The organism is Amycolatopsis sp. (genome assembly GCF_035276945.1).
GTDB lineage: Bacteria > Actinomycetota > Actinomycetes > Mycobacteriales > Pseudonocardiaceae > Amycolatopsis_E.
Window position 1 is genome coordinate 1 of the sequence record NZ_DATELF010000110.1, and the last position, 25609, is coordinate 25609.

The window sequence follows — 25609 nt, forward strand, 5'->3', positions numbered from 1 at the left end:
CTCGAAGGTGCGCCGGTAGGCCTCGCGGTGCAGGGCGTAGGACCTGCCCAGACCCTCGTCGTCGAGGTCGAAGGAGTACGAGTCCTTCATGAGGAACTCGCGGCCGCGCAGGATGCCGGCGCGCGGGCGCGCCTCGTCGCGGTACTTGGTCTGGATTTGGTACAGGATGACCGGGTAGTCCTTGTACGAGCTGAACTCGCCCTTCACCGTGAGGGCGAACAGCTCCTCGTGGGTGGGGCCCAGCAGGTAGTCGGCGCCCTTGCGGTCCTTGAGCCGGAACAGACTGTCGCCGTACTCGGTCCAGCGGCCGGTGGCCTCGTAGGGCTCGCGCGGCAGCAGCGCGGGGAACTGGATCTCCTGGGCGCCGATGGCGTCCATCTCCTCGCGCACCACGGCTTCGACGTTACGGAGCACCCGCAGGCCGAGCGGCAGCCACGAGTAGCCGCCCGGGGCGACACGGCGGACGTAGCCGGCGCGGACCAGCAGCTTGTGGCTGGGCACTTCGGCGTCCGCCGGATCCTCACGCAAGGTGCGAAGGAACAGCGTCGACATCCTCGTGATCACTGGGGAGCTCCTTGGGGCCGTTACACGTCGCAACCAGGGTAGTCAACCTCCCGCCACTGGCTTCAACCGGTTATCGCACCTACCGCGCCTGTGGGTCGCTCGCGAAAGCAAAATGTCGGTGGGCTGCTCTAGCGTGCGGGTCATGAGCGTTGAACTTGGCATGATCACCATCGACTGCGCCGATCCGAAGCGGCTTTCCGGCTTCTGGACACAGGTGCTCGGCGTCGAGGTCGCCGCGGACTACGGCGAGTTCCTGTACCTGAACCCACAGAAGGAGGGCGGGGTCCGCCTCGGGTTCCAAAAGGTCCCCGAACCGCGGGCAGGCAAGAACCGGTTGCATCTCGACCTCGGGGCCGCCGACCGGGCGGCCGAGGTCGCGCGGCTGACCGGGCTCGGCGCCACGCAAGTGGCCGAGCACTCCGCGCCGGGACTGAACTGGACGGTCCTGGCGGACATGGAGGGCAACCAGTTCTGCGTCGCCCAGTCCGGGTAGGTCACCATGGGGGCATGACCGCTCGCGTGCTGCTGCCTTGGACCGACATTTCCGTTCCGGACGGGCTCGCCGTTTCGCACTACGACGGTTCGGGCGCGCCACCGGATCTCCGCGAGGTCGAGTTCTATGTGCTGCCTTACGACAGCGGTCCCGAGCCGCCCCAACTGATCACGAAGATGCCGTCGCTGCGCGCGGTGCAGACACTGTCGGCCGGGTACGACAACCTGCTTCCCCTGATCCCCGATGGCGTCCGACTCGCGAACGGCCGCGGCCTGCACGATCTGAGCGTCGCCGAGCACGCCCTCGCCCTGATGCTGGCCGCCCAGCGTGACCTTCCCCGGTGGTTCGAGCAGCAGAAGGTGGAGTCATGGGACCGCGTCCACACGCGCTCCCTCGCCGATTCCCGGGTCCTGCTGATCGGCTACGGTTCGATCGGCCGGGCGATCGAGCGCTCCCTGCGCGCCGGTGACGCCGCAGTCGTGCCGGTCGCCAGCGCCGCGCGGCCCGGCGTGTACGGCGTCGACGAACTGCCGGACCTGCTGCCGTCGTCCGAGATCGTGGTCCTCGTACTGCCCGACACCCCGCGAACGCGGGGGCTGCTGGGCAGGCGGGAACTCGCCCTGCTCCCCGACGACGCGCTCGTGGTGAACGTTGGCCGTGGAACGGCCATCGACACCGCGGCACTGACCACGGAGGTAACGAACGGCCGCCTGCGCGCGGCCCTCGACGTCGTCGACCCCGAGCCCCTGCCCGCCGGCCATCCCTTGTGGACAGCGCCAGGCGCGATCATCACCCCGCACGTGGCCGGCGGCTCGGCCTCGTTCTACCCCCGCGCCAAAAAACTCGTCGAAGCACAGTTGACCCGATTCACCACCGGCCGCCCCCTCGCCAACCTCGTCCACTAACCTCGCGAGTCCCCCTTTCACGACACGCGAGTCCAGCTTTCGCGACACGCGAGTCCAGCTTTCGCGACGACGATTCCCCTCCAGGACTCGTTTTCTCCGCCTGGCGGTCCACGAAAAATAAGTCCTTTTAGGACAAACGATTAACACGATCGAGTTAGCCCCCTTCATTTTTCGTCCATTTGTTCGCTAGCCTGGAATCATGTCCGAGTTTCCCGCCGTGAAGCGGCATCTGAAGTCCCTGCTCTCGTCCCTCGTGGATCTGCCACGGAGGATCCACTGTTCGACCATCAATCGTCCATATCGGACCGTTTGGAGCGCCCTCGGACACGTCCTTCGGGGCCTTGGCGGGTTCGTGGCCGAACCCACGGCGGAGCCTCCGCCGACGACCAGCCACACCCTTGCGATCACCTGGAACAATGACCCGCATGTGGTTCGGCATTCTGGGGGTCACCGAGGTGCGGGCCGACGACGGCACCCCGGTGGCCGTCGGTGGCCCCCGGCCTCGCGCCTTGCTGGCGCTGCTCCTGCTGGAGACGGGCCGGTTGGTCGGGACCAGCGAGCTGATCGACGACCTTTACGGCGAAAACCCGCCCAAGGACGCCGGCAACGCGCTCCAGGCCCAGGTCTCCCGGTTGCGACGCAGGCTCGGCACCGACTTGATCGAGTTCCACCCGGGTGGGTACCGGCTGAAGGTCGATCCCGACCAGGTCGATGTGCACCGGTTCACCCGCCTTGCCCGGGCGGGACGGCAGGCTCTGGAGACCGGCGAGCACCGCAAAGCCGCCGCGCTGCTCGCCGAAGGGCTGGCGTATTGGCGGGGGGAGCCCGAACTGCCCGAAACGCCGGCCGCCAGGCTGAGCGAACTGCGGCTGAGCGCCGTCGAAGACCGGGCGGAGGCTGAGCTCGCGGCCGGGCTCCGCGGCGAATCCCGCGAGCTGGTCACCGAACTGCAGGTGCTGGTCGCGGAGAACCCGTTGCGCGAGCGGCTGCACGGGCTGCTCATGCGTGCGCTGCGGGCGTCGGGCAGGCAGGCCGAGGCGTTGACCGCCTTTGAAGACGCACGGCGGACGCTGGCCGACGAGCTTGGCGCCGACCCGTCGCCCGAACTGGCGGAAACCCATCTGGCGATCCTCACCGGCGAGCCGATCCGGGCCGCGGCCGTACCCGCGCAGCTCACAAAATTTTTCGGGCGCGACCACGAACTGAAACGAGTCCGTGAGTTGCTCGGCACCGCCCGTCTGGTCACCGTGACCGGGCCCGGCGGCATGGGAAAGACCCGGCTGGCCATCCAAGCGAGCACCGCGGCGGACGCGAGTGAAGTCTGCTTCGTGGACCTGGCGCCCGTCACCGGCGGTGCCGAAGTACCGCAGGCGGTGCTGTCCGCACTGGGTCTGCGCGAGGCCGGGCTCCTCGGGTCGCCTGGCCAGCGGACTGATCTTGTTGACAGGCTCGCCGCCGTGCTTCGCGATCGGCCGATCCTGCTGATCTTTGACAACTGCGAGCACGTGATCGCCGAGACGGCCGAACTCGTGCACCGTCTGCTCAGCTCGTGCCCGAGCGTGCGCGTGCTGGCAACCAGCCGTGAACCGCTTGGCATCACCGGTGAGGCCTTGTGCCCGCTGCCACCGCTGGCCGAGGACGTCGCCATGCGCCTGTTCGCCGACCGGGCGGAGGCGGTCGCCCCCGGCTTCGCGATGGAGGATGCCGTGCGGAGGATCTGCCGGGCGCTCGACGGGCTGCCCCTGGCTATCGAGCTGGCCGCGGCCCGGCTCCGCTCGCTGACCCCGGCCCAGTTGGAGGCCCGCCTGGACGACCGGTTCCGCCTGCTCTCTCGCGGCAGCCGCACCGCCGCGCCCCGGCACCAGACGCTGCGTGCGGTCGTCAGCTGGAGCTGGGACCTGCTCGACCCCCGCGAACAGCGCTTGCTCCGGCGGCTCTCGGTGTTCGCCGGCGGGGCGACCGCGACGGCCGCCGCCGCGGTGCTGTCCGAAGTGGACGCCGAAGACCTGCTCGATGCCCTGGCGGACAAGTCACTGATCGAGGCGTCCGCGGGCCGGTACCGGATGCTGGAGACCATTCGCCAGTTCAGCGCCGAGCTGCTCGCCGAGACCGGGGAGCAGGAACGGTTCGCGCGGGCGCACGCCGAATACTTCCTCGACCTCGCCCGGACCGCCGACCCGCACCTCCGACGAGCCGAGCAGTCGACCTGGCTCGCCCGGCTGACCGCCGAGCACGCCAACCTGCACGCGGCTCTACGCTGGGCGGTCGGCGCCGACCCGCGGCTGGCATTGCGGCTGATCGGCGCGCTGACCCTGTACTGGCGTCTGCGCGGGGTGCGCAGCGAGATCTCCCCGCTGGCCGGGCAACTGATCACAGGGCTCGAACCGGAGCAAGGACTCGAAGAGGAATACGTGCTGGCCGTGCTGAACGCACTGCCCCCGCCCGAGGACGCACTCGAGCGCGCCAAGGCCATAATGCGCACACGGAACTTGCCGCTGCGCCAGCCGTACCTGGTGGTGGCGTGGTCGCTGTTCGCCGGACCTCCCGATCCGGACGTGCCGCTGATCCCGCTGCACGACCAGCTCGCCACCGCCCGGGATCCTTGGATGCGGGCGCTGGTCCACTTCTCGTTCAGCTACCTGCGGATCTTCGAGGGCGACCTGGCGGCGGCCGAAACGGAGTTCGCCGAATCGCTGGCTTGGTTCCGCTCGGTCGGCGACCGCTGGGGCATCGCCCAGGTGCTCGACGGGCTCGCCCAGCTCGCCGGCCGGCAGGGCGACTGGAAACGCGCCCTCGCTCTCACCGAGGAGGCGATCGGCGAGATGACCCAGTTGGGCGCGGTCGAAGAGATCGCCGAGCTCTCCTGCCGCCGGGCGAGCCTGCTCATGCATGGCGGTGAACTCGATGCGGCCGAGATCGGCTACCAGCGGGTCGAAGAACTCGCGAACCGGATCGGCGTGCCCGCGACCCTGATGATGGTGCACCACGGCTACGGACAGCTCGCCGAGCGCCGCGGCGACCGCGCCGAGGCGCGCCACCGGTTCCGGCAGGCTCTGGGCGCGAGCGGACCGGACTGGCAGAGCCTCGGCGCGCGGTGCGAGGTGCTGATCTCGCTGGCGTTGCTCGACGAGGACGGCGAGCGTGCCGCCTACCTGCTCGGCGTCACCACGGCTGCGGGCACCATGGCCCTTGCCCCGGTGATCGCCAATGAGGTCCGGCGGCTCGCCGGCGACGCGGTCTACGACGCCGCCTTCGGGCGAGGAGCCTCCATGTCCCGGGAGGAGGCGGTCTCGTTCGTCGCGACCACATAATCACTGGGGGCCAGGACGTTCGCCGCCTTGAGCGCCATCTTGTCGAGCTGCGCCACCATCATTTTCGAGGCCAGGAGCCGGTGCATCTGGTTGCGTAACCAAATGCCCTTCGCGGTCTTCGGCGCGAGGAACGGTCCAGTGTTCTTCGCCTGTTTCAAGCCCGCTTCCGCGCCGGGACGTACTTCGCGCTCGTAGCGCGGAAAAGCGACGCGGTGATCTCCTCCGGCCTCGGCGAGTTCCCCTGCCAGGACATACGCGGCCGCCATGGCCATGCCCGTGCCGGAACCGCCCGGTCCCGCACCCCAGCCCGCGTCGCCGACCAGCGCAATCCGCCCGCGCGTGTAGTGCTCCAGGTGCATCTGGCACAACGGCGAGAAGAACAGGTCGTCCGCGCGCCACATCGCCTCGATCAGCTTGGGCACCTCCCAGCCGATACCCCGGTACAGTTCGGCGAGGAACTTCTTGATGTCACGGCGGTCGACCTCGCGCATGTCCGTCGCGAAGACCAGGCCCACGGTCGCTTCGGCGCCGTTGCGGTGGCTGGCCACCATCACGCCCCGGCCCGGCAGGTTGTACATCAGGCCGACGTGATCGAGTTTCAGATGGTTGGGCGCGGTGAAGCCCGCGAAGGAGTACCCCATGTCCTTGCGGAACTTCTCCTCGGGCCCGAACGCCAGCGTCCGCACCCCGGAATGCAGCCCGTCCGCGCCCACGACCAGGTCGAACGTCCGCGGCGCGCCGTGCGCGAAGGTCACCCGCACGCCCTCGCCGGTCTCGGTCAGCGACGTGATCCGGTCGCCGAAGACGTACTCGGTGCGATCCTTGGTCGCCTCGTAGAGGATGCGGCTGAGGTCACCACGCTGGATCTCCACCTCGCCGGCGGCGAAGCTCGACGGGAGGCTGAACACGTGCCTGCCGTCGGCGTCGAGGATGCGCTGCTCGCCCATGGCGGTCTGGTTGCGGCGAACCTCCTCCAGCAGGCCCATGCGCCGCAGCACCTCGACCTGGGCGCCGCGGAAGTCCACGGCCTGGCCGCCTTTCCCCAGTTCGGGAGCCCGCTCCACGACGGTGGTGGTGAAGCCGTACCGGTTGAGCCAGAAAGCCGTTGCCGGGCCCGCAATGCTCGCGCCGGAGATGAGGACGGTCTTGTTACGCATTGGTCAACTCCGTTGAGTCTCGGTGTCTGTGAATCCGAGACTCGCGAGAGCCGCCTACCATCGGCTGACAGTCGGCTGACCGTCTGTCGTCCCGTCGGTCAGCGGGAGGCGAATTCCCCGGTCGGGCACTCTACAACTCGGACATCACCGCCTCGGCATGGGCGTGGCGGCCTCGATGTATCAGGCAGCGTGCCGAGCTTCCCGGAGCTGTGACGTGACGAAGGTAATCTCCCTGTTGCTGGCGGCCCTGCTCTCCACTCCGGCGGGGCCGTCCGCGGCCGAGGTACGGTTCGCCCGGCCGTCCTCTGCCGCGGATTCGACCAGGCCCCGCAGCTCGGCTCCGCGCGCGGGAAACCGGTGCCGCGGACTGACGGCAGCAGCGGTGGCTCGAACGGTCAGGTGGCGGACCTGCCGCACTTCAGTGGCAGCGCGCAGTAGGCCGGCGTGATCGTCCAGGCATGCGGCGGATCCGCGCCTCGTCGGAGGGTCCACGGTGGACGGTCCGTGCTCGCCAGGCGGCTGTGTGGTCAGGCACCATTGTCGATCCAGGACGCCGACGCCTTCTTCGAATACGGCCTCGACGGGACCGGCTTCCAGCGGATCGGTGGCCCGGTCAAGCTGACTTCGCCAAGAAGCTCGGACTGCTCACCGACAATCCGGCCGGTACGCGCGGCGTCGCGGGATTCAGGTTCACCTACGCCCACGACGGGCCGCGCGGGCGTTAGCGACGCATACCGGCGACGAGCCTGTCCACGAAGCCGGCGATGTGCTTGTGGAGCAGTTCGGCGGCCCGGTCGGCCTTGCCCGACCGGGCCGCGCGCAACACGGCCTTGTGCTCGTCCAGCTCGCGCTTGGCGCTCGGGTTGACCTCCCAGCCCGCAACGCTGATCAACGCCGCCCGGTCGCGGACGTCGTCGAGCATCCGCACCATGAGCGGATTGCCGCAGCCGGAGTAAAGCGCCCGGTGGAAACGGCGGTTGAGCAGGCTCAGCTCCGCGCGGTCGCCGCCAGCGAGCGCGATCGCGGCGGCGTCGAGCGCCTCGGTCGCCTCCGTGAGGTAGCCGGTTTCGCCCGCAACCACGGTACGGCGCACGGCCTCGGGCTCCAGTAGCAGGCGGACGTCGTAGACCTGGCGGGCCAGATCCTCGTCGACCACGCTCACCGACGCCCCCTTGTACGGGCTGAAGGTGACCAGACCCGACCCGGACAGCAGCTTCAGTGCCTCGCGCACCGGGGTTTTGGACACACCGAGCCGCTGCGCCAGCTCCATCTCCACCAGAGGCTGACCGGGAAGGAGTTCCCTGGTCAGGATGGCCTTCCGGATCTCCTCCAGGACCAGCTCGGTCCGGGAGGCCGGGAGGCTGAGCATTTCGGGCATGGCGCGTCCTCAGTGGTCAAACGAGTTCTATGGAGGGTTTCGATGGGCGGTGGCGGTATATCAGATCTTAGCAGCACCGCAGGTGAGGCGGACCGCTATTGACCCGTGCGGGGTTCTGGCTGATCATATATCAGACGCGATACGCAATATTCTGGCCTTATACGAAAGAGACGATGGGGCGTGCGGCAATCGGCAACGGTGCCACGCTGGCAGATCAACAGAGCCACGCTGTACTTCTTCGGTGCCCTCGGCGGCATCCTGTTCGGTTACGACCTCGGCGTGATCTCCGGCGTCCTGCTCTACATCAAGAAGATCTGGTCACTCGGTTCGGTCGCGCAGGGCGTGGTGGGCGGCTGCCTCGCGGTCGGCGCGATGATCGGCGCGGCCTTCGCCGGCAGGCTGTGCGACAAGCTGGGCCGGCGCCGCTCGATCATGCTCGCCGCGACGGTGTTCGCCATCGGCACGACGGCTGCACCTTCGCGCCGGACGTGGTCACCCTGGTGATCTTCCGGTTCCTGGTCGGCATCGCGGTCGGCGGTTCTTCGGCGACGGTACCGACCTACCTGGCCGAACTGGCACCGGCCAAGACGCGCGGCATGCTTTCCTCGCTGAACCAGATCATGATCGTCACCGGGATCCTGCTGGCCTACATAGTGGACTGGGCGTTTTCGTTCTCCGCCAACTGGCGAGCCATGCTGGCCGCCGCGATCGTGCCCGCCATCGCGCTGCTGATCGGCATGATCTTCCTGCCGGAGACCCCGCGCTGGCTGCTCGCCCGCGGGCACGAGGAGCCGGCGCGGCAGGTCATCCGCGACGCTCAGGGCTCCGGCGTGGACGTGGACGCCGAGGTCGCGGGCATCCGCGAGGTCATCCGGCTCGACCAGGAGCAGCGACCAGGACTGCGCGACCTGATCACCCCGCTGGTCCGGCCCGCACTCGTGGTCGCCCTGATCCTGGCCATCGGCCAGCAGTTCTGCGGGGTCAACGCGGTCAACTTCTACGCGCCCACGATGTTCACCAACCTCGGCTTCGGCAACTCGGCTTCCCTGCTGGCGTCGATCGTGCTCGGCGTGGTGAAGCTGGCCTTCACCGCGTGGGTGGTGTTCGTGGTGGACCGCTGGGGCCGCAAACCGTTGCTGCTCATCGGAAACGTGTCCATGGCGGCCACCCTGCTGCTGCTCGGCGTCGCTGTGCTGACCCTGCACTCGCCGATCGCCTCGGGCATCTCGACACTCGTCCTGCTGATGGTCTACCTGGCCGGTTACGAGCTGGGCTGGGGCGCAATCGTGTGGCTGATGATGTCGGAGGTCTTCCCGCTCAAGGCGCGCGGCGTCGGCATGGGTGTGAGTAGCGTGGTGCTGTGGGCGGGCACGTTCACCATCACCTTCGTCTTCCCGGTGATGGAAAACGGCCTCGGGCTGGCCTACTCGGCGTGGATCTTCGCCGCGGTCAGCGTCGTGCTGTACGTGCTGGTCGCGAAGTTCGTGCCGGAGACCAAGGGCCGCAGCCTCGAACAGATCGAACTGGACCTGCGGGCCCGCGTCGGCGGCGGCGCCACGAAGCCGGCCGCGACGGCCTCCTGAGGACGAAAGGCAGCAGATGGCTCTGGACAAGATCACCGCGGCTCTGGCGGGGGTGGTGGCCATCCCGGTCACCCCGTTCGACGCCCACGGCGACCTGGACCTGCCGGCGCTGGAGAAGGTGCTGGCGCGGATCGTCGACGGCGGGATCGACGTGGTCACCCCGAACGGCAACACCGGCGAGTTCTACGCCCTGACCGCGGACGAAGCGCGGCAGGCCGTGGACGTCACGACGAGTGCCGTGGGGTCACGCGCCACCATCATGGCCGGTGTCGGCGGCTCGGTGCCCGACGCGATCGAGGCGGCCCGCTACGCGCAACGGGCCGGAGCCGCGGCGATCATGGTCCATCAGCCCGTGCACCCGTACGTGTCGGCCGCGGGGTGGGTCGACTACCACCGGGCCATCGCCGAAGCGGTGCCGGACCTCGGCGTAGTGCTGTACCTGCGCAGCCCGCGCATCGACGGGGCGGACCTGGCCCGGCTGTGCGAGCTGGCGCCGAACGTCGTCGGGGTGAAGTACTCCGTCCCTGATCCGGTCCGCTTCGGCGAAGTGGCCTCGAACAGCGGAGCGGCGGGCTCTTTCGTCTGGATCGCGGGCCTGGCCGAGCTCGCCGCGCCGGGCTACTTCGCGCTCGGCGCGACCGGCTTCACTTCGGGGCTGGCCAACGTCCACCCCGAACTGTCGGTCCGCCTGCTCAAGGCATTGCGGACCGGCGACAGCGTGACCGTGCAACGGCTGTGGCGACTGATCCAGCCGTTCGAACGGATGCGGGCGGACGGCGCGTCGCAGAACAACGTGAGCGTGGTCAAGGAAGCCCTCGCGCAGCTCGGCGTCTGCCGCCGCGATGTCCGCCCGCCGAGCCACGTGCTGGACGAGCTGGGCCGCGAACGGGTGGTCCGAATACTCAAGACGTGGGAGATCGCGGGGTGAAGGAGCCCGATCAACTGCGCAGCAACCGCTGGTACGGCGGGGAGGAACTGCGCAACTTCAGCCACCGGACGCGGGCCCGCCAGCTCGGGTTGAACCCCGGGGAGCACCTGGGCAAGCCGGTGATCGCCATCCTCAACACCTGGAGCGACATCAACCCGTGCCATATGCACCTGCGGGAACGCGCGGAACAGGTCAAGCGCGGGGTGTGGCAGGCCGGCGGGTACCCGGTCGAGTTCCCGGTGGCCACGCTGTCGGAGACCTACCAGAAGCCGACGCCGATGCTCTACCGCAACCTGCTGTCCATGGAGACCGAGGAGATCCTGCGGTCCTATCCGGTCGACGGCGCGGTGCTGATGGGCGGCTGCGACAAGACCACGCCCGCGCTGCTGATGGGCGCGGCCAGCGCGGACCTGCCGGTGATCTTCGTGCCCGCCGGGCCGATGCTGCACGGGCACTGGCGCGACCGGACGCTGGGCAGTGGCACGGACATGTGGAAGTACTGGGACGACCGGCGGGCCGGGCTGATCGGTGACCGTGAGATCGGCGAACTGGAGACGGGACTGGCCCGTTCCCCCGGCACCTGCATGACAATGGGCACCGCGTCCACCATGACCTCCGCCGCCGAGGCGCTCGGCCTGGCCCTGCCCGGCGCGGCGGCGATCCCGGCAGTCGACTCGGCCCATCACCGGATGGCCGCGGCGAGCGGGCTGCGGATCGTCGACATGGTGTGGGAGGACCTGCGGATCTCGCGGATCCTCTCGCCCCAGGCGTACGCCGACGCGGTCACCACGGTGCTGGCACTCGGCGGGTCGACCAACGCGGTGATCCACCTGATCGCCATGGCGGGCCGGAGCCGGATCCCGCTGGGCATGGACGACTTCGACGAGATCGCGCGGCGCGTGCCGGTGCTGGCCAACATCCGGCCCGGCGGCGAGTACCTGATGGAGGACTTCTACTACGCCGGTGGGCTGCGCGGCCTGTTGTCCCGGCTGGCCGGGCTCGGTCTGCTGCACCCCGACCGGGTGGTGGCCACCGGCCGCCCACTTGGGGAGGAACTCGACGGCGCACGGGTACACAACGACGACGTGATCCGGCCGGCGCACAAACCCGTGGCACCCGAGGGCGGCTTGGCCGTGTTGCGTGGAAACCTCGCGCCCAGCGGTGCCGTGATCAAGCACATCGCGGCCGAGCCGCACCTGCTGCGGCATACCGGTCCAGCGGTCGTGTTCGACGGCTATGCCGAGCTGAAACGCCGGATCAACGACCCGGAGCTGGAGATCACCGCGGATTCGGTGCTGGTGTTGCGGGAGGCGGGGCCGCTGGGCGGGCCGGGGATGCCCGAGTACGGGATGCTGCCGATCCCGGACCGGCTGCTCGCCGAGGGCGTCCGTGACATGGTCCGGATCTCCGACGCGCGGATGAGCGGCACCAGTTATGGCGCGTGCGTGCTGCATGTCGCGCCCGAGTCGCACGTTGGTGGGCCGCTCGCACTCGTCCGCACCGGTGACCTGATCACGCTCGATGTGCCGGCCAGGACCCTGCTGCTCGACGTGGACGACGCCGAACTCCAGCGACGCCGCGAGGCATGGACCGCACCACCGCCCCGCTACGAACGCGGGTACGGCGCCCTGTACGCCGAGCACATCACGCAGGCTGACCAGGGCTGTGACTTCGACTTCCTGGCCAGGGCCGGGGTCAACCCGGAGCCCGACCCACGGTGACGCTCAGGAGGCGCGGGCGAATTCCTCGGTGAACTCGGCGACGCACCGGCAGCCGCCCTCGATCTCGGCGCAGGTCATGCGGAGCGAGTGCCGTACCTGGTCGAGGTCCGAGCACGCCTCGGTGCAGTCGACGACGCCGCTTTCGTGCAGGACGAGCGTGCCGTGGCAGTGGTCGAGCCCGCTGGCGCAACTACGGCAATCCATACCGCCGTTCCTATCACGCCAGCCCGACAATTCCCGGGACCTCCCCCGGCGTGTCTAGGCGCTCTTCGTCTTGGCGGAGCGGCTGGTGCGTTTGGCGGGCGTCTTGCGCACGGGGGCCTTACGGCCCTTCTTCGCCTCCGAGACGCTGGCCTCCAGCGCGGCCATCAGGTCGACGACGTCCGAGGTCGCGGCCCGTTTGCGCGGCTTCGTGGTGCCCTTGCCGCCCTTGATCTTCTCTTCGATCACGGCTTCCAGGGCCTCGCGGTAGCGGTCGGTGTACTTGGACGGGTCGAACACCGGTTCCGACATGGACTCGATCAGCGAGCCCGCCATGCTCAGCTCCTGCGGCCGCACCTGCGGCACCTCCTCGTGCAGGAACGCGAACTCGGGTTTGCGCACCTCGTCGGGCCACAGCATGGTGGTCATCACCAGCACGTCCGCGTGCACGCGGAGCAGGGCCAGCGTCTCCCGCTGCCTCAGCGCGACCTTCGCGATGGCGACGTGTCCCGACTTGTGCAGCGCGTCGCGCAGCAGCACGTACGGCTTGGCGGCGGACTTCTGCGGCTCGAGGTAGTAGTGCCGGTCGTAGTGCAGCGGGTCGATGGACTCCAGCGGCACGAACTCCAGCACGTCGATCGCGTTCGAGCTGTTCAGCGGCAGCCCGTCGAGGTCGGCGTCGGTGAGCACGACCATCTCGCCGTCGTCCAGCTCGTAGCCCTTGGCGATCTCGCCGTAGGGCACCTCGACGCCTTCGATGGAGCAGAACCGCTTGTACTGGATGCGCCCACCGTCGGCCTCGTGCACCTGCCGGAGCGAGACGTTCTTGTTCTCGGTGGCCGCGTAGAGCTGGATCGGGATGGTGACCAACCCGAACGAAACGGAACCCTTCCACATCGATCGCATCGCAGGCGCCCTCCGCTCGTGGAGTCATCGGCCCAGATCATTGACGGTAGCGGACAAAACAAGCACTGACTACTCGCCTGATGTCGCACCCAGGTGGGCGCGAGACTGTACAACCTGCTGGTCACGAAGGTCACGGCATCCGGTTTCCGGCAGCTCACGCGGGAGGGTGCGAGGGCCGGCGGGCGGCGGATCCGCACGCGGTGCCGCAGCCGTGACGGCAGCACCTGCCCGAGCTGGGCCGTTCGATATCCCGGCGGACGGTGCGGGGGCTGACAAGTCGGCCGACCGGTTCGCTGCCCGGCCATTCCCGTGGCGTCCGGCACAGCGAAAGCGGTCAGGCGAGCGAGGTGCCGGTCATTTCGGCAGAATGTCAGGGTGATCTCTGAAGAGGAGTACCTGTACTTCGCCGACCGGGCGCTGGACGGGATGGCGGGCATCCTGCGCGACCTGGGGGACGACCTGGCCAACCAGCGGCCGGACCTGCCCGGTGCCAATCCGCCGTACGTGATCTTGACGCACTGCCTCGGCGTGGTGAACTACTGGGTCGGGCGGCTGGTCGCGGGCCGCGAGGTGGTGCGGGACCGCGACGCGGAGTTCACCGCAGCCGGGCCCGTCGAGGATTTGGTGGCCAGGACGGAGGCCGCCAAGCTCCAGTTGCGAGAGGATCTCGCCAGGGCCGATCCCCGCGCCCCGCTCCACGCCGAACCGCCTCCCGGCTACGTGAACACGAAGGCCGGGCTCACCCAGGCCGGGGCGCTGCAGCACGTCTACGAGGAACTGGCCCAGCATCACGGCCAGCTGGAAGTGACCCGGGACATTCTGCTGACGCGAGAGTAAACGCTTTCCCACCGGCGAGGAACGCTGGCCGCCAGCAGTGATTTCGTGGCCGAATCGACGACCGGGCCGAATTCGCCCTCACCATATCGTCCACTTTGGGCCCTTTGCAGGTGCCACCCGTCGCGCAGCCTGACGGGGAAGATCCGCGCGTCCTCGATGGCGACCTCGTCACCGAGTCCGGTACGACCCTGGAAGCGTTCCGAGACAGGCAACGTGGCGTTGGCCGGGTCGAAGCCGTGATCGGTCAGTTTCACCCGGCAGGAAACCGCCTTTTCCGCCGACACCGCCAGTTCCTGCCGCCGAATGGTTTCCCGCGTTTTCCGCCCGGACAGGATTTGGGAATAGGTCAACCAATCACGACGAGATACACCCGAATGAGTGATGTCGGGCCGCTCGATGTCAGAGAGCTGTACGAGTGGTGAAAGCTCGTCACTACATGCTGAAAGAAGCCACACCGGCCGCCACTGGGGTCGGCCGGTATGGCACTCCAAGCTGGTCCGAGGTCCCCAGAACGTACTGTCCAGTTGCGGCTTGATGACGGCCGCGGGGAGCACCCGCCGAAGACATACCCGCCCGATCCGGCGGTACACGACGGGATGGCGGCGCCGGAGCCACGGCCAGATCCGCAGGCAACCGGTCGTGATCGCGACACTCGCGAACACCACATGGGCGACCAGCATGGGGTAAGTAGCCAGGAACATCCGCGGAGACCGGAACCCGCGAGGCGGCCGGGTCCAGTTCGAGATACAGCGGCAGGGAAAGGTCACGAATCCGGCTACCACCGCGAGCAACAGCATCCACGGTCGCTCTCGATTTACCCACTTCAGGGGTTGTGCTCGCCATGTGAATCCCCCTTTCCCGGCCTACGCTATGCGTGCACGAACGGACACTTCCCTGCAGTCAGCCGCCGGTCTCGGGGTGGGGGCAGCCCCCGCGCCCCGCCGGCCGGGAGGAACAAATGCGCCTGCTCACCGCCGCCGCGGCACCGCTGGACCTGGTGGCCGCGCGGCAGCAGATGGCGGTCTCGCTGGGCTGGCACATCGTGCTGGCCTGCCTCGGCGTGGGCATGCCCGCGCTGGTGCTGTTCGCCGAATGGCGTGGTCTCCGCACCGGCGACGAGGCATATGCGGTGCTGGCGCGCCGGTGGGCGAAGGCGATGGGGGTGCTCTTCGCCGTGGGGGCGGTCTCGGGCACCATCCTCAGTTTCGAACTGGGTCTCCTCTGGCCGGGCATGATGGGCGTCTACGGCCAGGTCATCGGGTTGCCGTTCACTTTGGAAGGCATCGCCTTCTTCCTCGAAGCGATCTTCCTCGGCATCTACCTCTATGCCTGGGACCGGCTGAGACCGCGCGTGCACCTGGCCACCGGCATCCCGATCGTCCTCGCCGGCATCGCCTCCGCCTTCTTCGTGGTGAGCGCCAACGCGTGGATGAACCAGCCGCGCGGTTTCACGCTGGCGGATGGCGCCGTGACACAGGTCGACCCGTGGGCGGCGATGTTCAACCCCGCCACCGGACCGGAATCGGTGCACATGATCCTTGCCGCGTTCATGGTGTCCGGTTATCTGATCGCCGGGGTCTACGCGGCCGGCATGCTGCGCGGCCGCCAGGACCGGCATCACCGCCTGGGCCTGCTGATCCCGCTGACCGCCGCCGCGATCGTCACCCCGCTGCAACTCGTGGCCGGGGACTACATCGCGCGTTTTCTGGCCTCCGCGCAACCCGCGAAGCTCGCCGCCCTGGAAGGCGTGTACCAGACCGGCTCGCACGTCCCGCTCGTCATCCTGGGCATCCCCGTGAACGGCGAGCTGCGATACGGCCTGCCCATCCCCAACGGGCTGTCGTTGCTCGTCGGATACAGCCCGGACACCGTGATCACCGGCCTGGAGCAGTTCCCCATGACGGACTGGGCGCCGGTCGGGATCGTGCACCTCGCCTTCGACATCATGATCGGCATCGGGGTGCTCCTCCTGCTCCTGGGCGTGTGGCAGGCGCTGGCCTGGTGGCGCCGCCGCGACCTCCCCAAGAGTCGCTGGTTCCTGCGTTTCGCGGCGATCAGCGGCGTGCTCGCGTGCTGTGCGCTGGAAGCCGGCTGGGTGACCACGGAGGTCGGGAGGCAGCCATGGATCGTCTGGGGACTGATGCGTACGGCCGACGCGGTGAATCCGGCCCCCGGCCTGGCGACGGGACTGGTCGTCGTGCTGGCCGTCTACATGGTGATGACCATCGGCACGATCGCCATCCTGCGCCTGCTGGCGCGCACCCCCCGGCCGATCGCGCCCCAGGAAGCCGGAGCCCTCCCGTGACGCTTGCCGACTGGGCCGCCACCACGCTGGGGATCGGGCTGACGCTGTACGTCCTGCTCGCGGGCGCGGACTTCGGCGCCGGGTTCTGGGACCTGTTCGCCGGGTCGGCGCTGGCCGGGCGGGGGCGGCGGGAGCTGATCGAGCATTCCATCGGCCCGGTGTGGGAGGCCAACCACGTGTGGCTGATCTTCGTGCTTGTCCTGCTGTGGACCGCCTTCCCCACCGTGTTCGCCGCCGTGATGTCCACTTTGTACATTCCACTGACGCTGGTGGCGCTCGGCATCATCGTGCGGGGCGCCGCCTTCGCCTTCCGCAAGGCCAGCGACACCCTGCGCAGGCAACGGCTCTTCGGTGCCGCGTTCGCGTTGTCGTCCGTGGTCACGCCGTTCTTCCTGGGCACCGTGGCGGGCGGGATCGCCTCCGGGCGGGTACCGGTGACGATCGCCGGCGGCGACCTGGTGACCAGCTGGCTCAACCCGACCTCGGTGCTGGGCGGGGTGCTCGCGGTCGGCGCCGCGGCCTACCTCGCGGCCACCTACCTGTGCGCCGACGCGGTCCGCGCCGGGCACCCGGACCTCGCCAACTGGTTCCGCCGCCGGGCGTTGCTGACCGGCCTCGTGCTGGGGGTGGTCGCGGCGGCCGGGATCGCGGTCCTGCGGACCGACGCACCAGCCCTGTTCGACGGGCTGACCCATCACGGCCTGCCCGTCATCATCGCTTCCGCCGTCACCGGCGCCGCGTCGCTGTTACTCCTGTTGCGGTGGCGTTTCGTGGCCGTGCGCGTCACCGCCGCGCTGTCCGTCGCGACCCTGCTGTGGGGCTGGGCCGCCGGTCAGTACCCCTACCTGCTGCTGCCCGAGATCACCATCCAGGCCGCCGCCGCGACCCCCGCCGTGCTCTGGAACTCCCTGATCGCCCTCGGCGCCGGCGGGGTGCTGCTGGTCCCGTCCCTGGTGTGGCTGTACACCCTCTTCCAGCGCCCCACCGCACCCCCCTCCTACAACCCCAAACACGCCCGCCCCTGACGCCCGCGGACTCAACGATCCAGCAGTTCGGCCTTCTCCCTGGCGAATTCCTCCTCGGTGAGAACGCCCGCGGTACGCGCGTCACCAAGCCGCATCAAGAGATCCAGCCGGCTTCCCAGGACCGACAGGTCCTCCGGGGTGACCGAATGATGAACGCGCGGGGCGGGAACGTGCGGCGCCTCCGCGGCCGGGACACGAGGCTCCGGAGCCATGATGGCGGGCTGGGCACGTGCGGCGACGGCGAGAATCAACTCGAGCAGGCCGAGGTAGAGTGCGACGGCGGCGGCCACCCAGATCAACACCGACACCGTCGGCGATGGCCAGAACAGCAGGACGAGCGCCCCAAGCACGATTCCGGTCCAGCGAGCCATGCGGAGGTGGTTCCGCAGGAAAGTGCCCAACGTCTCGAACTGCTCAGGCAGGTTCAGGCCGCGGACGAATTCGCGGGTATCGGCGGCGAAACGGCGGGGCCAGGACTGCTCCGGAGCCGGCTTGCCGTCGATCTTGGCGATCGCTCGCTGCTCACGGTGGCGCGCGGCGCGGGCGCGGGTGGCGCGATAACCGCGTCGGAGCGCGGGAATGATCCCGATCCGGCCCCATAGCAGCGTGATCACCGTGATGCCGGCCATGATCAGCACCAGCCAAAGGGTCCAGCTCCGCAGGCTGGCCGTGACGCCCTGATAGATCGCGTCGGCGGCGTCGACGTTGGCCGGTTTGACCTGAGCCAGCAAAGGTCCTCGCAGGACCGCGAGCGCCAGCACCAGCACCAGCCCGAGCACACCCGTGGTCACCGCCCACGCCCGCAGCGTGCTCCGGCGCCGCCGTGACAGCACCAGCGCACCCACGAGCGCCGCGAGCGAGATCAGGCCCGCCCACAACCAGAGCGACCTCAGCAGGTCGATCGAGGTGTACACCTGGGGCGCCTGCTCCTTGGTCAGCACAGTGATGCCGACGTCGTCCGGGATCAGGTTGAGGACCTGCCCGGCCAGGCCGGTCCGGTTCTCCGGGGGCACGAGTGCCTTGGCCTCGCCAACGGTCAGCGCGACGGGTTGCCCGTTGATCAGGTCGGTCTGCGCGTTCCGGAGCACCGCGGTGGTCAGCGTGGCGAAGGCGGCCGAAGTCAGGATCGTTTGCACGCCCTTGCCGAGCAGGTTGCGAGTGCCTTCCTCGATCGAGGGACGGAAGGCCTGCAGCCGGGGCGGCAGGGTGGCGACGGTCTGGTCGATGGCCTGCTGGACCGTCGGAGTGGCCATGATCGTGTCCACCAGCCTGGTCTGCAGGGTGGCCTGGACGGCGGGATCGGCGAGGATCTTCTCGGATCCGGCGACGAACACGTCGGTGTTCACGATGTGCCGTCGCGTCCACAGCGACGTGCTGGACGCGATCAGGGTCAAGGCGCTGACGAGGATCAACAGGCCCACGAAGAAACGTCGCACGGCTGGCTCCTCCCGGCGGTCTTGCGCGCAGGATAGTTCCTGCGGACGGGCTGGTCATCACCCGCAACGGGCGGGATCGGGCGCTTACGCGAGGCCGCGGGCCCGCGCCTCGACCAACGCGGCGCGCCGGTTGTTGACGCCGAGCTTGGAGTGGATCGCGCCTCCCAGCCCCAGCCAGGTGTCCGAACCGCACCCCAGACACCACCGGCATTGCTCCACTTTCTACTCTCGCACAAACTCGCCGAACTCCAATGACCGTCGCCGAGTCCACTTTCGACAATTGGTCAGCCGCCAGATCCGCGGCTGGCGAGGTTCACGAGGTCGGGGTCGCGGACCTCGAGAACTCCGGGCAGACCTGGCCGGTGCCGTGCAACCCGTCCAGCGCGTCCGCGGCCGCGGCACGCGCCCCGGCGACATCGACCGGCTGTGCGTTCAACGCGGCGAGCATTTCCTGCACGGAGGCCTTGGCGTCGTCGATGCTCGAGCCGACCATGGAACCGAGCGTACCGGCCGCGGTGTTCAGCTCGGTAGCGAAACTCTGCGCCGCGGCACGCACCTGGTCCCGTGACGTCTGCCCGGCGACGAGCTGGTCCACCTGCGTGCGGAGGGCCTGTCCCTGGGCGGCGAGGTTCGCGCATTCCTGTCGGATCTGGGCGGAGGTCCCCGCCGTGGTCGTGGCCGGCGGTGGCGGGGTGGGGCTGGCACCGCCGCCGCTTGGACCGCATCCGGCCAGCGTCAGCACGGAAAGGATCACTGCGGCGAACAGGCGGCGCTGAGGAACAACCATGATGCCTCATGATGCGGTGCCTGCTCCCCCGGCGCCTCGCATGTTCCGGGTGACGTCTCATACCCCGAATTCGGCGGTGATCTCGCCCGCCACGATCGCTTTCGCAGCGCGGCATGGTCACGATCGTTTTGGTCCGGATAACACCCGGACGAGGTGATACGCACGACGCGAGGGATCTCTCGTGGGCGGGATCCACGCCGCGGCGATGGGCTACGAGTTCCGGGTGGACGGCAGACCGACCGAGTCGGAGGGCAACGCGTTCTCCGGGATGCGGGTCGTCAACGTGCCGAGCAGACCGTCATCGACGGCGAGATCCTGGACCAGGCGCAGTTGTACGGGGTAATCGGCCGGCCGCAGACGCTGGGTTTCACCATTGCCTCCGTACATCCCGTGCCCGCCTGAGTCGCATGTCCGGGGCTGATCAGGCGGCCGACCCGGACACGCCAGGGCACCAGCCCGGTACTCGCCGAACTCAAGGACCCGGCGCGAGATCGGACGCTCCGGGCTCATCCATGTCGTCGTCGCCCAGACCGGCGCCCGATGGACCCGCTGGTTCGTAAAGTTTCACCTTCTCCGGATGATTGCGGTTTCGCCCGGGGCGACGAGCCTGGACGGCACCTGTGTGTTGGAAAATCCCAGGAGGAATCATGACCGCCCAAGCCGCTCCGCAAGAGACCTTGACCAGCGTGGCACGTGGCGAGGCGCCCGTGCTCGAACGTCTCGTCGCGATGAACCTCGACTCGCTGGAAAACTCCGGCCTCGACGAGCGGACGTACTTCCTGGTCCGGCTGGCCGCACTCGTGGCTCAGGATGCCGCCCCGGTGTCGTACCTGGCCAACCTCGGACTCGCCGCCGACGCGGGCGTAACCCTCGAAGAAGCGCAAGGAACCCTTATCGCCATCGCACCCATCGTCGGGTCCGCCAGGGTGGCCTCAGCCGCCGGCAAGATCCTGCGCGCCTTCGGTTTCGCGGTGGCCGTCGAAGAAGCCACCCAGGACGGCGACTGAAACCCGACGGGAGTGGGGAAACGCGCGCCAGGAAGGCAGACTCGCGCGCTCCCAACGAGGGACTCCCGCGGACGGTGGGACCAGCCGCATGAAGCGACCCCCGCCGCACCGACAACTCGCTGAAGTTGGCGTAGTCCCCGGCGAGCGCCGTACCCAAGGTGACAGCGGCACACTCGGCAACCGGGAAGCCCCAGATCCGGGCCGACCGGCCTCCGAGGGTGAGGAGACGCTTTCACAGGGAGACCGGCATCCGTTCCCGACGCCGGTGGGCTGGTGGATCAAGACGGCCGCAGAGCGGTACGCCACGACCCGCAAGCGCAAGCCGGGACCCGCGCCCGCGGACCGCGAAGACATGTCCAGCCCCGGTTCCCCTCTTGTGGGTGAAGGCAAGCCTCAGCGTGGTAAGTGGTGCGCCGGCGTATCCGCAGCGTCACCCGAAACAGGTGATGGGTAGGGCAGGCTACCCCACTATCGCGGGAATTCCCACAACGGTTTGCTGCACCCCCGAGATGACAAGCGGAAAGGGGTGGTGGGATGGGGCCTCGACTGTCGGTAGATCTCCCAACCCCTGCTCCAACGGCGCGGAAATGACCTGACGGGCCCGCACCCGGGCCGGATCCGCCAGTCACCGCATCCGCCCGCTCCGGTCCGCGGACGTCGCGCGAATCCGGCATAACCTCAACCAACGGAGTCGAAACGTGACCAAGAAATACACCGTCGAACACGGCGACACACTCTGGGGCATCGCAGAACGATTCTGCGGCAACGGGAACCTCTACCCCATCATCGCGAGTTTCAACTGGATCAAGGATCCGAACGTCATTCACCCCGGACAGGTCTTGGTGATTCCCCCGGCACCAGTGCACGCGACCCAGTCCTGAAGCGCATTCCGCGCAGCCAGCCTGCTGGCGATACAACCGGATTGAGCAGGATCGGGCCGGCACCAATTCCAGATCGCGCGAGCCCAGCGCCGGCGGCGGCCTCGTCCGGGTAGCTGAGTAGCCCGGTGACGGGGCAGCGGGGCGGTTCATGTCGGTGGTCTCGCGAGCGCGACCGGCTCGGCGACCTTGCGCAGCTTTGCGGCCACGGGGCGGTCGGGTGCAACTCTCGCCGGTGCGTGCGCCACACGACGAGCCCGGGCGTGCGCGCGGGCTGGTGACGATCTCGCCGCTCTCGAGGTCTCCGTCGGGCGTCCAGTCGCGCCACAAGCCGTGTCGCCCGTGGGGTCGGCGTGTCACGATGCCACCTCCCACAGCGAGATTTGCCCGTTGACGCAGTCGAACCAGTACTCGGCTTTGGGGTAGGTTCTTGTCAGGCCCGAAGGTGAGGAACGTGCCGTCGGCCGAGTTGGCACCGCGGTTGGCCGCGGCCTCGACGTGCTCCCAGGAGCTGACGCGCCCGAAGTGCACCATTTGCCGAGTGCCCTCGCCTTGAGGTAGAGCACGGCTACTTCGCGGCTCCGTTTCCAGGCGTCGCCGCCGCCGATGAACAGGGCGTCGATGTCGTCCCACGGGATCATACCGGGTTGGTCTGAGCCTTCCTGGCTGACGAACGCCACCGGGTAGCCAAGAGCCCGTATCGCGGTGCTCGACCAGGTTCTCCGCGTGCGAGGGCCAGATCCAGCATGACCCCGCCGACGTCGTCGTCACCATCAGCGTCTCCCCCGGTACCCCGTCGGCGACGCCCGACGACCCGGTGTGTCTGTTCGATGTGGATCTCCCGCCGATCCTCGACCTGTGTCTGTCGGGCCTACACCGCTCGGCGTCATGACCGGCGTGCGGTGGCTAAAACCGGTCGCCGAGCGCTTTCTGCCAGTGGGCGTTACGGGCCCCGCTCGGCGGGCGCCGAGGCGCCGTAGCGTTCCAACATGGCGCGGGACGTCCAACCCATCAGCCGCATCAGGTCGACCTCGCTGCCTCCGCTTGGCCAGCCAGGTGTGCGCGAACAAGTGACGCGACAAGTGCGGATTGCAGGTAGAGATCGACGGTGCTGGCGGCCACTCTCTTGCTGACAACGAGTACGGCAATACGCTCAACAGCGTTTTGCCAGGTGGCGCACCCAACAAGCCAGTATACGAACCTAAACCTGCTGGTCAGCGGCCAACTGGTCGAAGTGAACCTGCACACGCGAAGATCCGGCGGGACGGGCGAACTCGGTGGCATGTGGCCGAGGGTGATTGTTGATGGTGGGCGCGGTCCGTCGGGTCGTGGGACGGCCTGTCCGAAGGCGCCATTGGTGAAGTGTCGATGTTCGGTGGTGTGCTGGTGAGTGTCACTCAGGGTGGTGTGGTTTGTCCGGTCAGGCAGTGTTGGACGAGTGGTCCGAACCGGTTGACCAGTTCGTCGACGGGCGATGACGCGATCGGTTCGATCCGCACGATGTATCGCGCCACCGTGAGGCCCAAGAGTTGGACGTTGACCATGCCAGCCCGGAATGCGGCGTCCGGTGTGCCCAGCAGCGCCGCCAGCCGGCCGGTGATTTCCCGGTCGATGTATTCACGAAGCAGTGTTTCGGATTGGTCGTTGGGTGGGGCTGACCGGGTGAGCATCGCCAGCGGAGCGCGGCCTGATGTGTCCATGTTCTCCACGAGTGTCCGGATGATGCGCTCACCGATACCGTCGAGACCGCCGGTGAAGATCGATTCGATGGCCGGCGGGAGCTGGGCGGACATCTCGATGGCCGCGGCGAACAGGCCCTGCTTGGTGCCGAAAAAGTAGAACACCATCGCCGGGTCGACCCCCGCCTCGGCGGCGACCGCGCGCACTGTGGTGCCGCCGTAGCCCTGCTCGCGGAACAGCGCGCGCGCCGCGTCCAGGATCCGCTGCTTGCTCTCCGCGCCTGATCGCCAGCGCCCGGGGCGAGCGGAGGACCTGTGTTCTGCCATGGCGGGACCAGTCTATCGAACATTTCTCCACCACTGGTGGTGTTTCACCTCAACGCGCGGTAGCGTGAACTTCATCAGCGATGAAGAAAGGTGGCGACGGGATGAGAGTGATCGTGGTCGGCGCAGGTCTTGGCGGGTTGACACTGGCGCACGGGTTACGCCGGGCGGGGATCGATGTCGTCGTCTACGAGCGAGACGGCGCGCTGGGACGTCCGCAGGGTGTCAGCGTGCATATCGACGAACGCGGCGCCTCGGCGCTGAGAGGGTGCCTACCTCCGGCGCACGCCGCGATGGCCGAGGCCACGATGGGCGGACCGCGCGAGCAGACCCTGACCCTGTCGGACGTGGAGGGAACACTCACCATCGTTGGCGCTCAGTCCTCCGACGGCGTAGCGGGCCGGGCGCGGCCTGGCCGGCAGGCTCATCGTCCGTTGCTGCGTGCGGTACTGCTGACGGGACTGCAGGACGTGGTTCGGTTCGGGGCGGAGGTCACGCGGTTCGAGCGGCGAGCCGATGGCACGGTCCGGGTGTGGCTCGCCGACGGCGGCACGGACACGGCGGACGTGCTGGTCGGCGCGGACGGAATCGGTTCGGTCATCCGCCACCAGCACTTGCCGCACGTGCGGGTGGTCGACACCGGACAACGCATGCTGATGGGCGCGACCTCGCTGCGAGCGGTGACCGGCACCGGACTGCCCGGACTGATCGGCGACAACCCCGCCACCGTGAGGGTACGCGACACCACAATGGCGCTGAGCGTGCTGCGGTTCACCGAGTCACCCATTGCCGCCCGGCAGCGACGGCTACCCGCCCTGCACCTCAGCTCGGTCACCGAGGTCGAGGACTACGTGATGTGGGCCTTGCCCATCACCCAGGAGCGGCTCGGTTCAGCCGAATCACCAACCACGGTGTGGCACAAGGCCACGGAAGTGGTCCTGGACCTGCCCCCCGCCCTGCGGCTGGTCGTCACCGAGGCGTGGCCGGACGTCACGGTCGCGCTGCGCATCGGGATGATCCCGCCGATGCCGGCCTGGCCCGCCACCCCCGTGACCCTCATCGGTGACGCCATCCACCTGGCCCCCGGTTTCGGCGGCAACCTGGCGATGCAGGACGCGCACCGCCTGTGCCAGGCACTGGTCGACACGGATCGCGGCCGGCTCGACCTGCCCGAGGCGATCGGCACATACGAGGACACGATGCGCCGCAACAGCTTCTCCACCCCTGTCCCGGTGAAGGCGGGCACATGAACCTGAGAGTGCTGACCCAGAAGTCATGGTCCTTGTTCGCCGCGGTGGGCGGCTGGCGCACGGTCGCCGAAGGAGTCGCGTCCAGGGTTCTGTTCCTGATCGCCTATCTGGTAACCGATCAGGTATTGACCTCCGCGCTGGTGGCGATCGGTGGCGTGGTGGTGTTCGCCGTGGTTCGAATATTCACCGACCGGAAGTACTGGCAGGCAGCGGTCGGGCTGGTCATCGCAGGGGCCTCGGCGTTGCTGGCGGGCAGTACCGGGCACGCGGTCGACTTCTACCTTCCAGCCGTGCTCATGCAGGCGGGCGGGAGCGCGGTGTTCCTGATATCAATGCTGGTGCGGTGGCCGGTGATCGGGTTGGTGGTGGAGGCAGCACGTGGCGAACGGTTCGGCTGGCGACGAGATCCGGTACGGCGACGGCGTTACCAAATGTGCACGGCGATCTTTCTTGCGAAGAACGGCATCGCCACGATAGTGCTGGTACCGCTGTACCTGGCCGGACAGATAACACCACTCGGCATCACCGCCACACTGCTCGGCGGCGCACCCGCGGCATGCGCCTGCATCTACCTGTCCTGGCGGATCCTGCACACACACACGAACCCAACAAACCCCAACCACCCAGCCACCACCAACCCGAACCGTTGACAACCCCATCCAACCCGGCCCCCGAACATTCCGACACCACCCCACAACACCAGCCACCCCCACCGACCACGGCCACTAAACCAAAAAACGCACCAACACCCGAACAAGACCAACCCCACACCATCACAATCTCAACACGTCAACCCGCCGAACCGGCTCCACAACAACAACCTCCACACCAAAGCAGAAGCCCACACTCACCAAAAACCACACCAACGACTCCACATAAAACCCACACACCGGCTCAACCCCCAACGCCACAAAAACAACACAACCTCGCAAAC

General features: G+C 68.4%; 24 protein-coding genes. 14 read left to right on the plus strand and 10 right to left on the minus strand.

What is annotated here, in order from left to right:
* Positions 1-564, minus strand: a 564-nt coding sequence (locus tag VJT49_RS19610) for an aminoacyl--tRNA ligase-related protein (RefSeq protein ID WP_324166310.1), incomplete at its 3' end; no start/stop codon positions are given.
* 142 nt (positions 565-706) lie between these two features.
* On the opposite strand from VJT49_RS19610, the gene VJT49_RS19615 reads away from it, so the two are divergent.
* The 3 genes from VJT49_RS19615 to VJT49_RS19625 all read left to right on the plus strand — a co-directional run bounded on the left by VJT49_RS19615 (position 707) and on the right by VJT49_RS19625 (position 5273).
* Positions 707-1057: a VOC family protein gene (locus VJT49_RS19615; protein WP_324166311.1), complete on the plus strand. Its 351-nt coding sequence runs from the start codon at positions 707-709 to the stop codon at positions 1055-1057.
* 14 nt (positions 1058-1071) lie between these two features.
* Positions 1072-1962, plus strand: a complete 891-nt coding sequence (locus VJT49_RS19620; RefSeq protein WP_324166312.1) for a 2-hydroxyacid dehydrogenase — start codon at positions 1072-1074, stop codon at positions 1960-1962.
* Between the two features lie 425 nt (positions 1963-2387).
* A complete protein-coding gene (locus tag VJT49_RS19625) occupies positions 2388-5273 on the plus strand; it encodes a BTAD domain-containing putative transcriptional regulator (protein WP_324166313.1) in 2886 nt (961 codons plus the stop codon).
* On the opposite strand, the gene VJT49_RS19630 is transcribed toward VJT49_RS19625, so the two are convergent.
* Positions 5201-6430 (minus strand): FAD-dependent monooxygenase, encoded by a 1230-nt coding sequence (locus VJT49_RS19630; RefSeq protein WP_324166314.1) that lies wholly within the window; start codon positions 6428-6430, stop codon positions 5201-5203. The genes VJT49_RS19625 and VJT49_RS19630 overlap by 73 nt on opposite strands.
* Positions 6431-7151: 721 nt before the next feature.
* Positions 7152-7808, minus strand: a complete 657-nt coding sequence (locus tag VJT49_RS19635; RefSeq protein WP_324166315.1) for a GntR family transcriptional regulator — start codon at positions 7806-7808, stop codon at positions 7152-7154.
* A gap of 180 nt (positions 7809-7988) precedes the next feature.
* Here VJT49_RS19635 and VJT49_RS19640 point away from each other — a divergent pair, with 180 nt between their 5' ends.
* The 4 genes from VJT49_RS19640 to araD are packed head-to-tail and all read left to right on the plus strand — an operon-like array spanning position 7989 to position 12040.
* The gene (locus VJT49_RS19640) at positions 7989-8312 is read left to right on the plus strand and encodes an MFS transporter (RefSeq protein WP_324166316.1); all 324 of its coding nucleotides are present in this window, start codon (positions 7989-7991) and stop codon (positions 8310-8312) included.
* Complete coding sequence (locus VJT49_RS19645) at positions 8297-9391, plus strand: sugar porter family MFS transporter (protein WP_324166317.1); 1095 nt, start codon at positions 8297-8299, stop codon at positions 9389-9391. The genes VJT49_RS19640 and VJT49_RS19645 overlap by 16 nt, the downstream gene beginning before the upstream one ends.
* 16 nt (positions 9392-9407) lie before the next feature.
* A complete protein-coding gene (locus VJT49_RS19650) occupies positions 9408-10319 on the plus strand; it encodes a dihydrodipicolinate synthase family protein (protein ID WP_324166318.1) in 912 nt (303 codons plus the stop codon).
* Positions 10316-12040: an L-arabinonate dehydratase gene (gene araD, locus VJT49_RS19655; RefSeq protein ID WP_324166319.1), complete on the plus strand. Its 1725-nt coding sequence runs from the start codon at positions 10316-10318 to the stop codon at positions 12038-12040. Before VJT49_RS19650 ends, araD begins: the two co-directional genes overlap by 4 nt.
* Before the next feature lie 3 nt (positions 12041-12043).
* On the opposite strand, the gene VJT49_RS19660 is transcribed toward araD, so the two are convergent.
* Both VJT49_RS19660 and VJT49_RS19665 read right to left on the minus strand, forming a co-directional pair.
* Positions 12044-12244, minus strand: a complete 201-nt coding sequence (locus VJT49_RS19660) for a hypothetical protein (RefSeq protein WP_324166320.1) — start codon at positions 12242-12244, stop codon at positions 12044-12046.
* Positions 12245-12298: 54 nt separating this feature from the next.
* On the minus strand, positions 12299-13147 hold the full coding sequence (locus VJT49_RS19665) for a Ku protein (RefSeq protein ID WP_324166321.1): 849 nt from the start codon (positions 13145-13147) through the stop codon (positions 12299-12301).
* A 375-nt stretch (positions 13148-13522) separates the two neighbouring features.
* Between VJT49_RS19665 and VJT49_RS19670 the strand changes: the two genes are divergently transcribed.
* Positions 13523-13984: a DinB family protein gene (locus tag VJT49_RS19670; RefSeq protein WP_324166322.1), complete on the plus strand. Its 462-nt coding sequence runs from the start codon at positions 13523-13525 to the stop codon at positions 13982-13984.
* Here the strand turns inward: VJT49_RS19670 and VJT49_RS19675 are convergent.
* Positions 13936-14664: a hypothetical protein gene (locus VJT49_RS19675; RefSeq protein WP_324166323.1), complete on the minus strand. Its 729-nt coding sequence runs from the start codon at positions 14662-14664 to the stop codon at positions 13936-13938. The two genes, VJT49_RS19670 and VJT49_RS19675, sit on opposite strands and share 49 nt — an antisense overlap.
* 278 nt (positions 14665-14942) lie before the next feature.
* On the opposite strand from VJT49_RS19675, the gene VJT49_RS19680 reads away from it, so the two are divergent.
* Positions 14943-16289 (plus strand): cytochrome ubiquinol oxidase subunit I, encoded by a 1347-nt coding sequence (locus VJT49_RS19680; RefSeq protein ID WP_324166324.1) that lies wholly within the window; start codon positions 14943-14945, stop codon positions 16287-16289.
* On the plus strand, positions 16286-17314 hold the full coding sequence (locus tag VJT49_RS19685; protein ID WP_324166325.1) for a cytochrome d ubiquinol oxidase subunit II: 1029 nt from the start codon (positions 16286-16288) through the stop codon (positions 17312-17314). Before VJT49_RS19680 ends, VJT49_RS19685 begins: the two co-directional genes overlap by 4 nt.
* Positions 17315-17325: 11 nt before the next feature.
* On the opposite strand, the gene VJT49_RS19690 is transcribed toward VJT49_RS19685, so the two are convergent.
* The 3 genes from VJT49_RS19690 to VJT49_RS19700 all read right to left on the minus strand — a co-directional run bounded on the left by VJT49_RS19690 (position 17326) and on the right by VJT49_RS19700 (position 19924).
* A complete protein-coding gene (locus VJT49_RS19690) occupies positions 17326-18750 on the minus strand; it encodes an SHOCT domain-containing protein (protein WP_324166326.1) in 1425 nt (474 codons plus the stop codon).
* 313 nt (positions 18751-19063) lie between these two features.
* The gene (locus tag VJT49_RS19695; protein ID WP_324166327.1) at positions 19064-19537 is read right to left on the minus strand and encodes a hypothetical protein; all 474 of its coding nucleotides are present in this window, start codon (positions 19535-19537) and stop codon (positions 19064-19066) included.
* Positions 19538-19747: 210 nt separating this feature from the next.
* Positions 19748-19924 carry a hypothetical protein gene (locus VJT49_RS19700; protein ID WP_324166328.1) on the minus strand — a complete coding sequence of 59 codons (177 nt, stop codon included), beginning with the start codon at positions 19922-19924 and terminating at the stop codon, positions 19748-19750.
* 260 nt (positions 19925-20184) lie between these two features.
* Between VJT49_RS19700 and VJT49_RS19705 the strand changes: the two genes are divergently transcribed.
* Together VJT49_RS19705 and VJT49_RS19710 are read left to right on the plus strand one after the other, a co-directional pair.
* Entirely contained in the window at positions 20185-20544 is a 360-nt protein-coding gene (locus VJT49_RS19705) for a carboxymuconolactone decarboxylase family protein (RefSeq protein ID WP_324166329.1), read from the plus strand.
* Positions 20545-21242: 698 nt separating this feature from the next.
* The gene (locus VJT49_RS19710; protein ID WP_324166330.1) at positions 21243-21425 is read left to right on the plus strand and encodes a LysM peptidoglycan-binding domain-containing protein; all 183 of its coding nucleotides are present in this window, start codon (positions 21243-21245) and stop codon (positions 21423-21425) included.
* A gap of 1394 nt (positions 21426-22819) precedes the next feature.
* Here VJT49_RS19710 and VJT49_RS19715 read toward each other — a convergent pair.
* Complete coding sequence (locus tag VJT49_RS19715) at positions 22820-23428, minus strand: TetR family transcriptional regulator (protein ID WP_324166331.1); 609 nt, start codon at positions 23426-23428, stop codon at positions 22820-22822.
* Between the two features lie 101 nt (positions 23429-23529).
* Here VJT49_RS19715 and VJT49_RS19720 point away from each other — a divergent pair, with 101 nt between their 5' ends.
* Positions 23530-24675, plus strand: coding sequence for an NAD(P)/FAD-dependent oxidoreductase (locus VJT49_RS19720; protein ID WP_324166332.1), 1146 nt, complete (start codon positions 23530-23532; stop codon positions 24673-24675).
* The gene (locus VJT49_RS19725; protein ID WP_324166333.1) at positions 24672-25325 is read left to right on the plus strand and encodes a DUF3159 domain-containing protein; all 654 of its coding nucleotides are present in this window, start codon (positions 24672-24674) and stop codon (positions 25323-25325) included. The genes VJT49_RS19720 and VJT49_RS19725 overlap by 4 nt, the downstream gene beginning before the upstream one ends.
* Positions 25326-25609 lie beyond the last annotated feature (284 nt).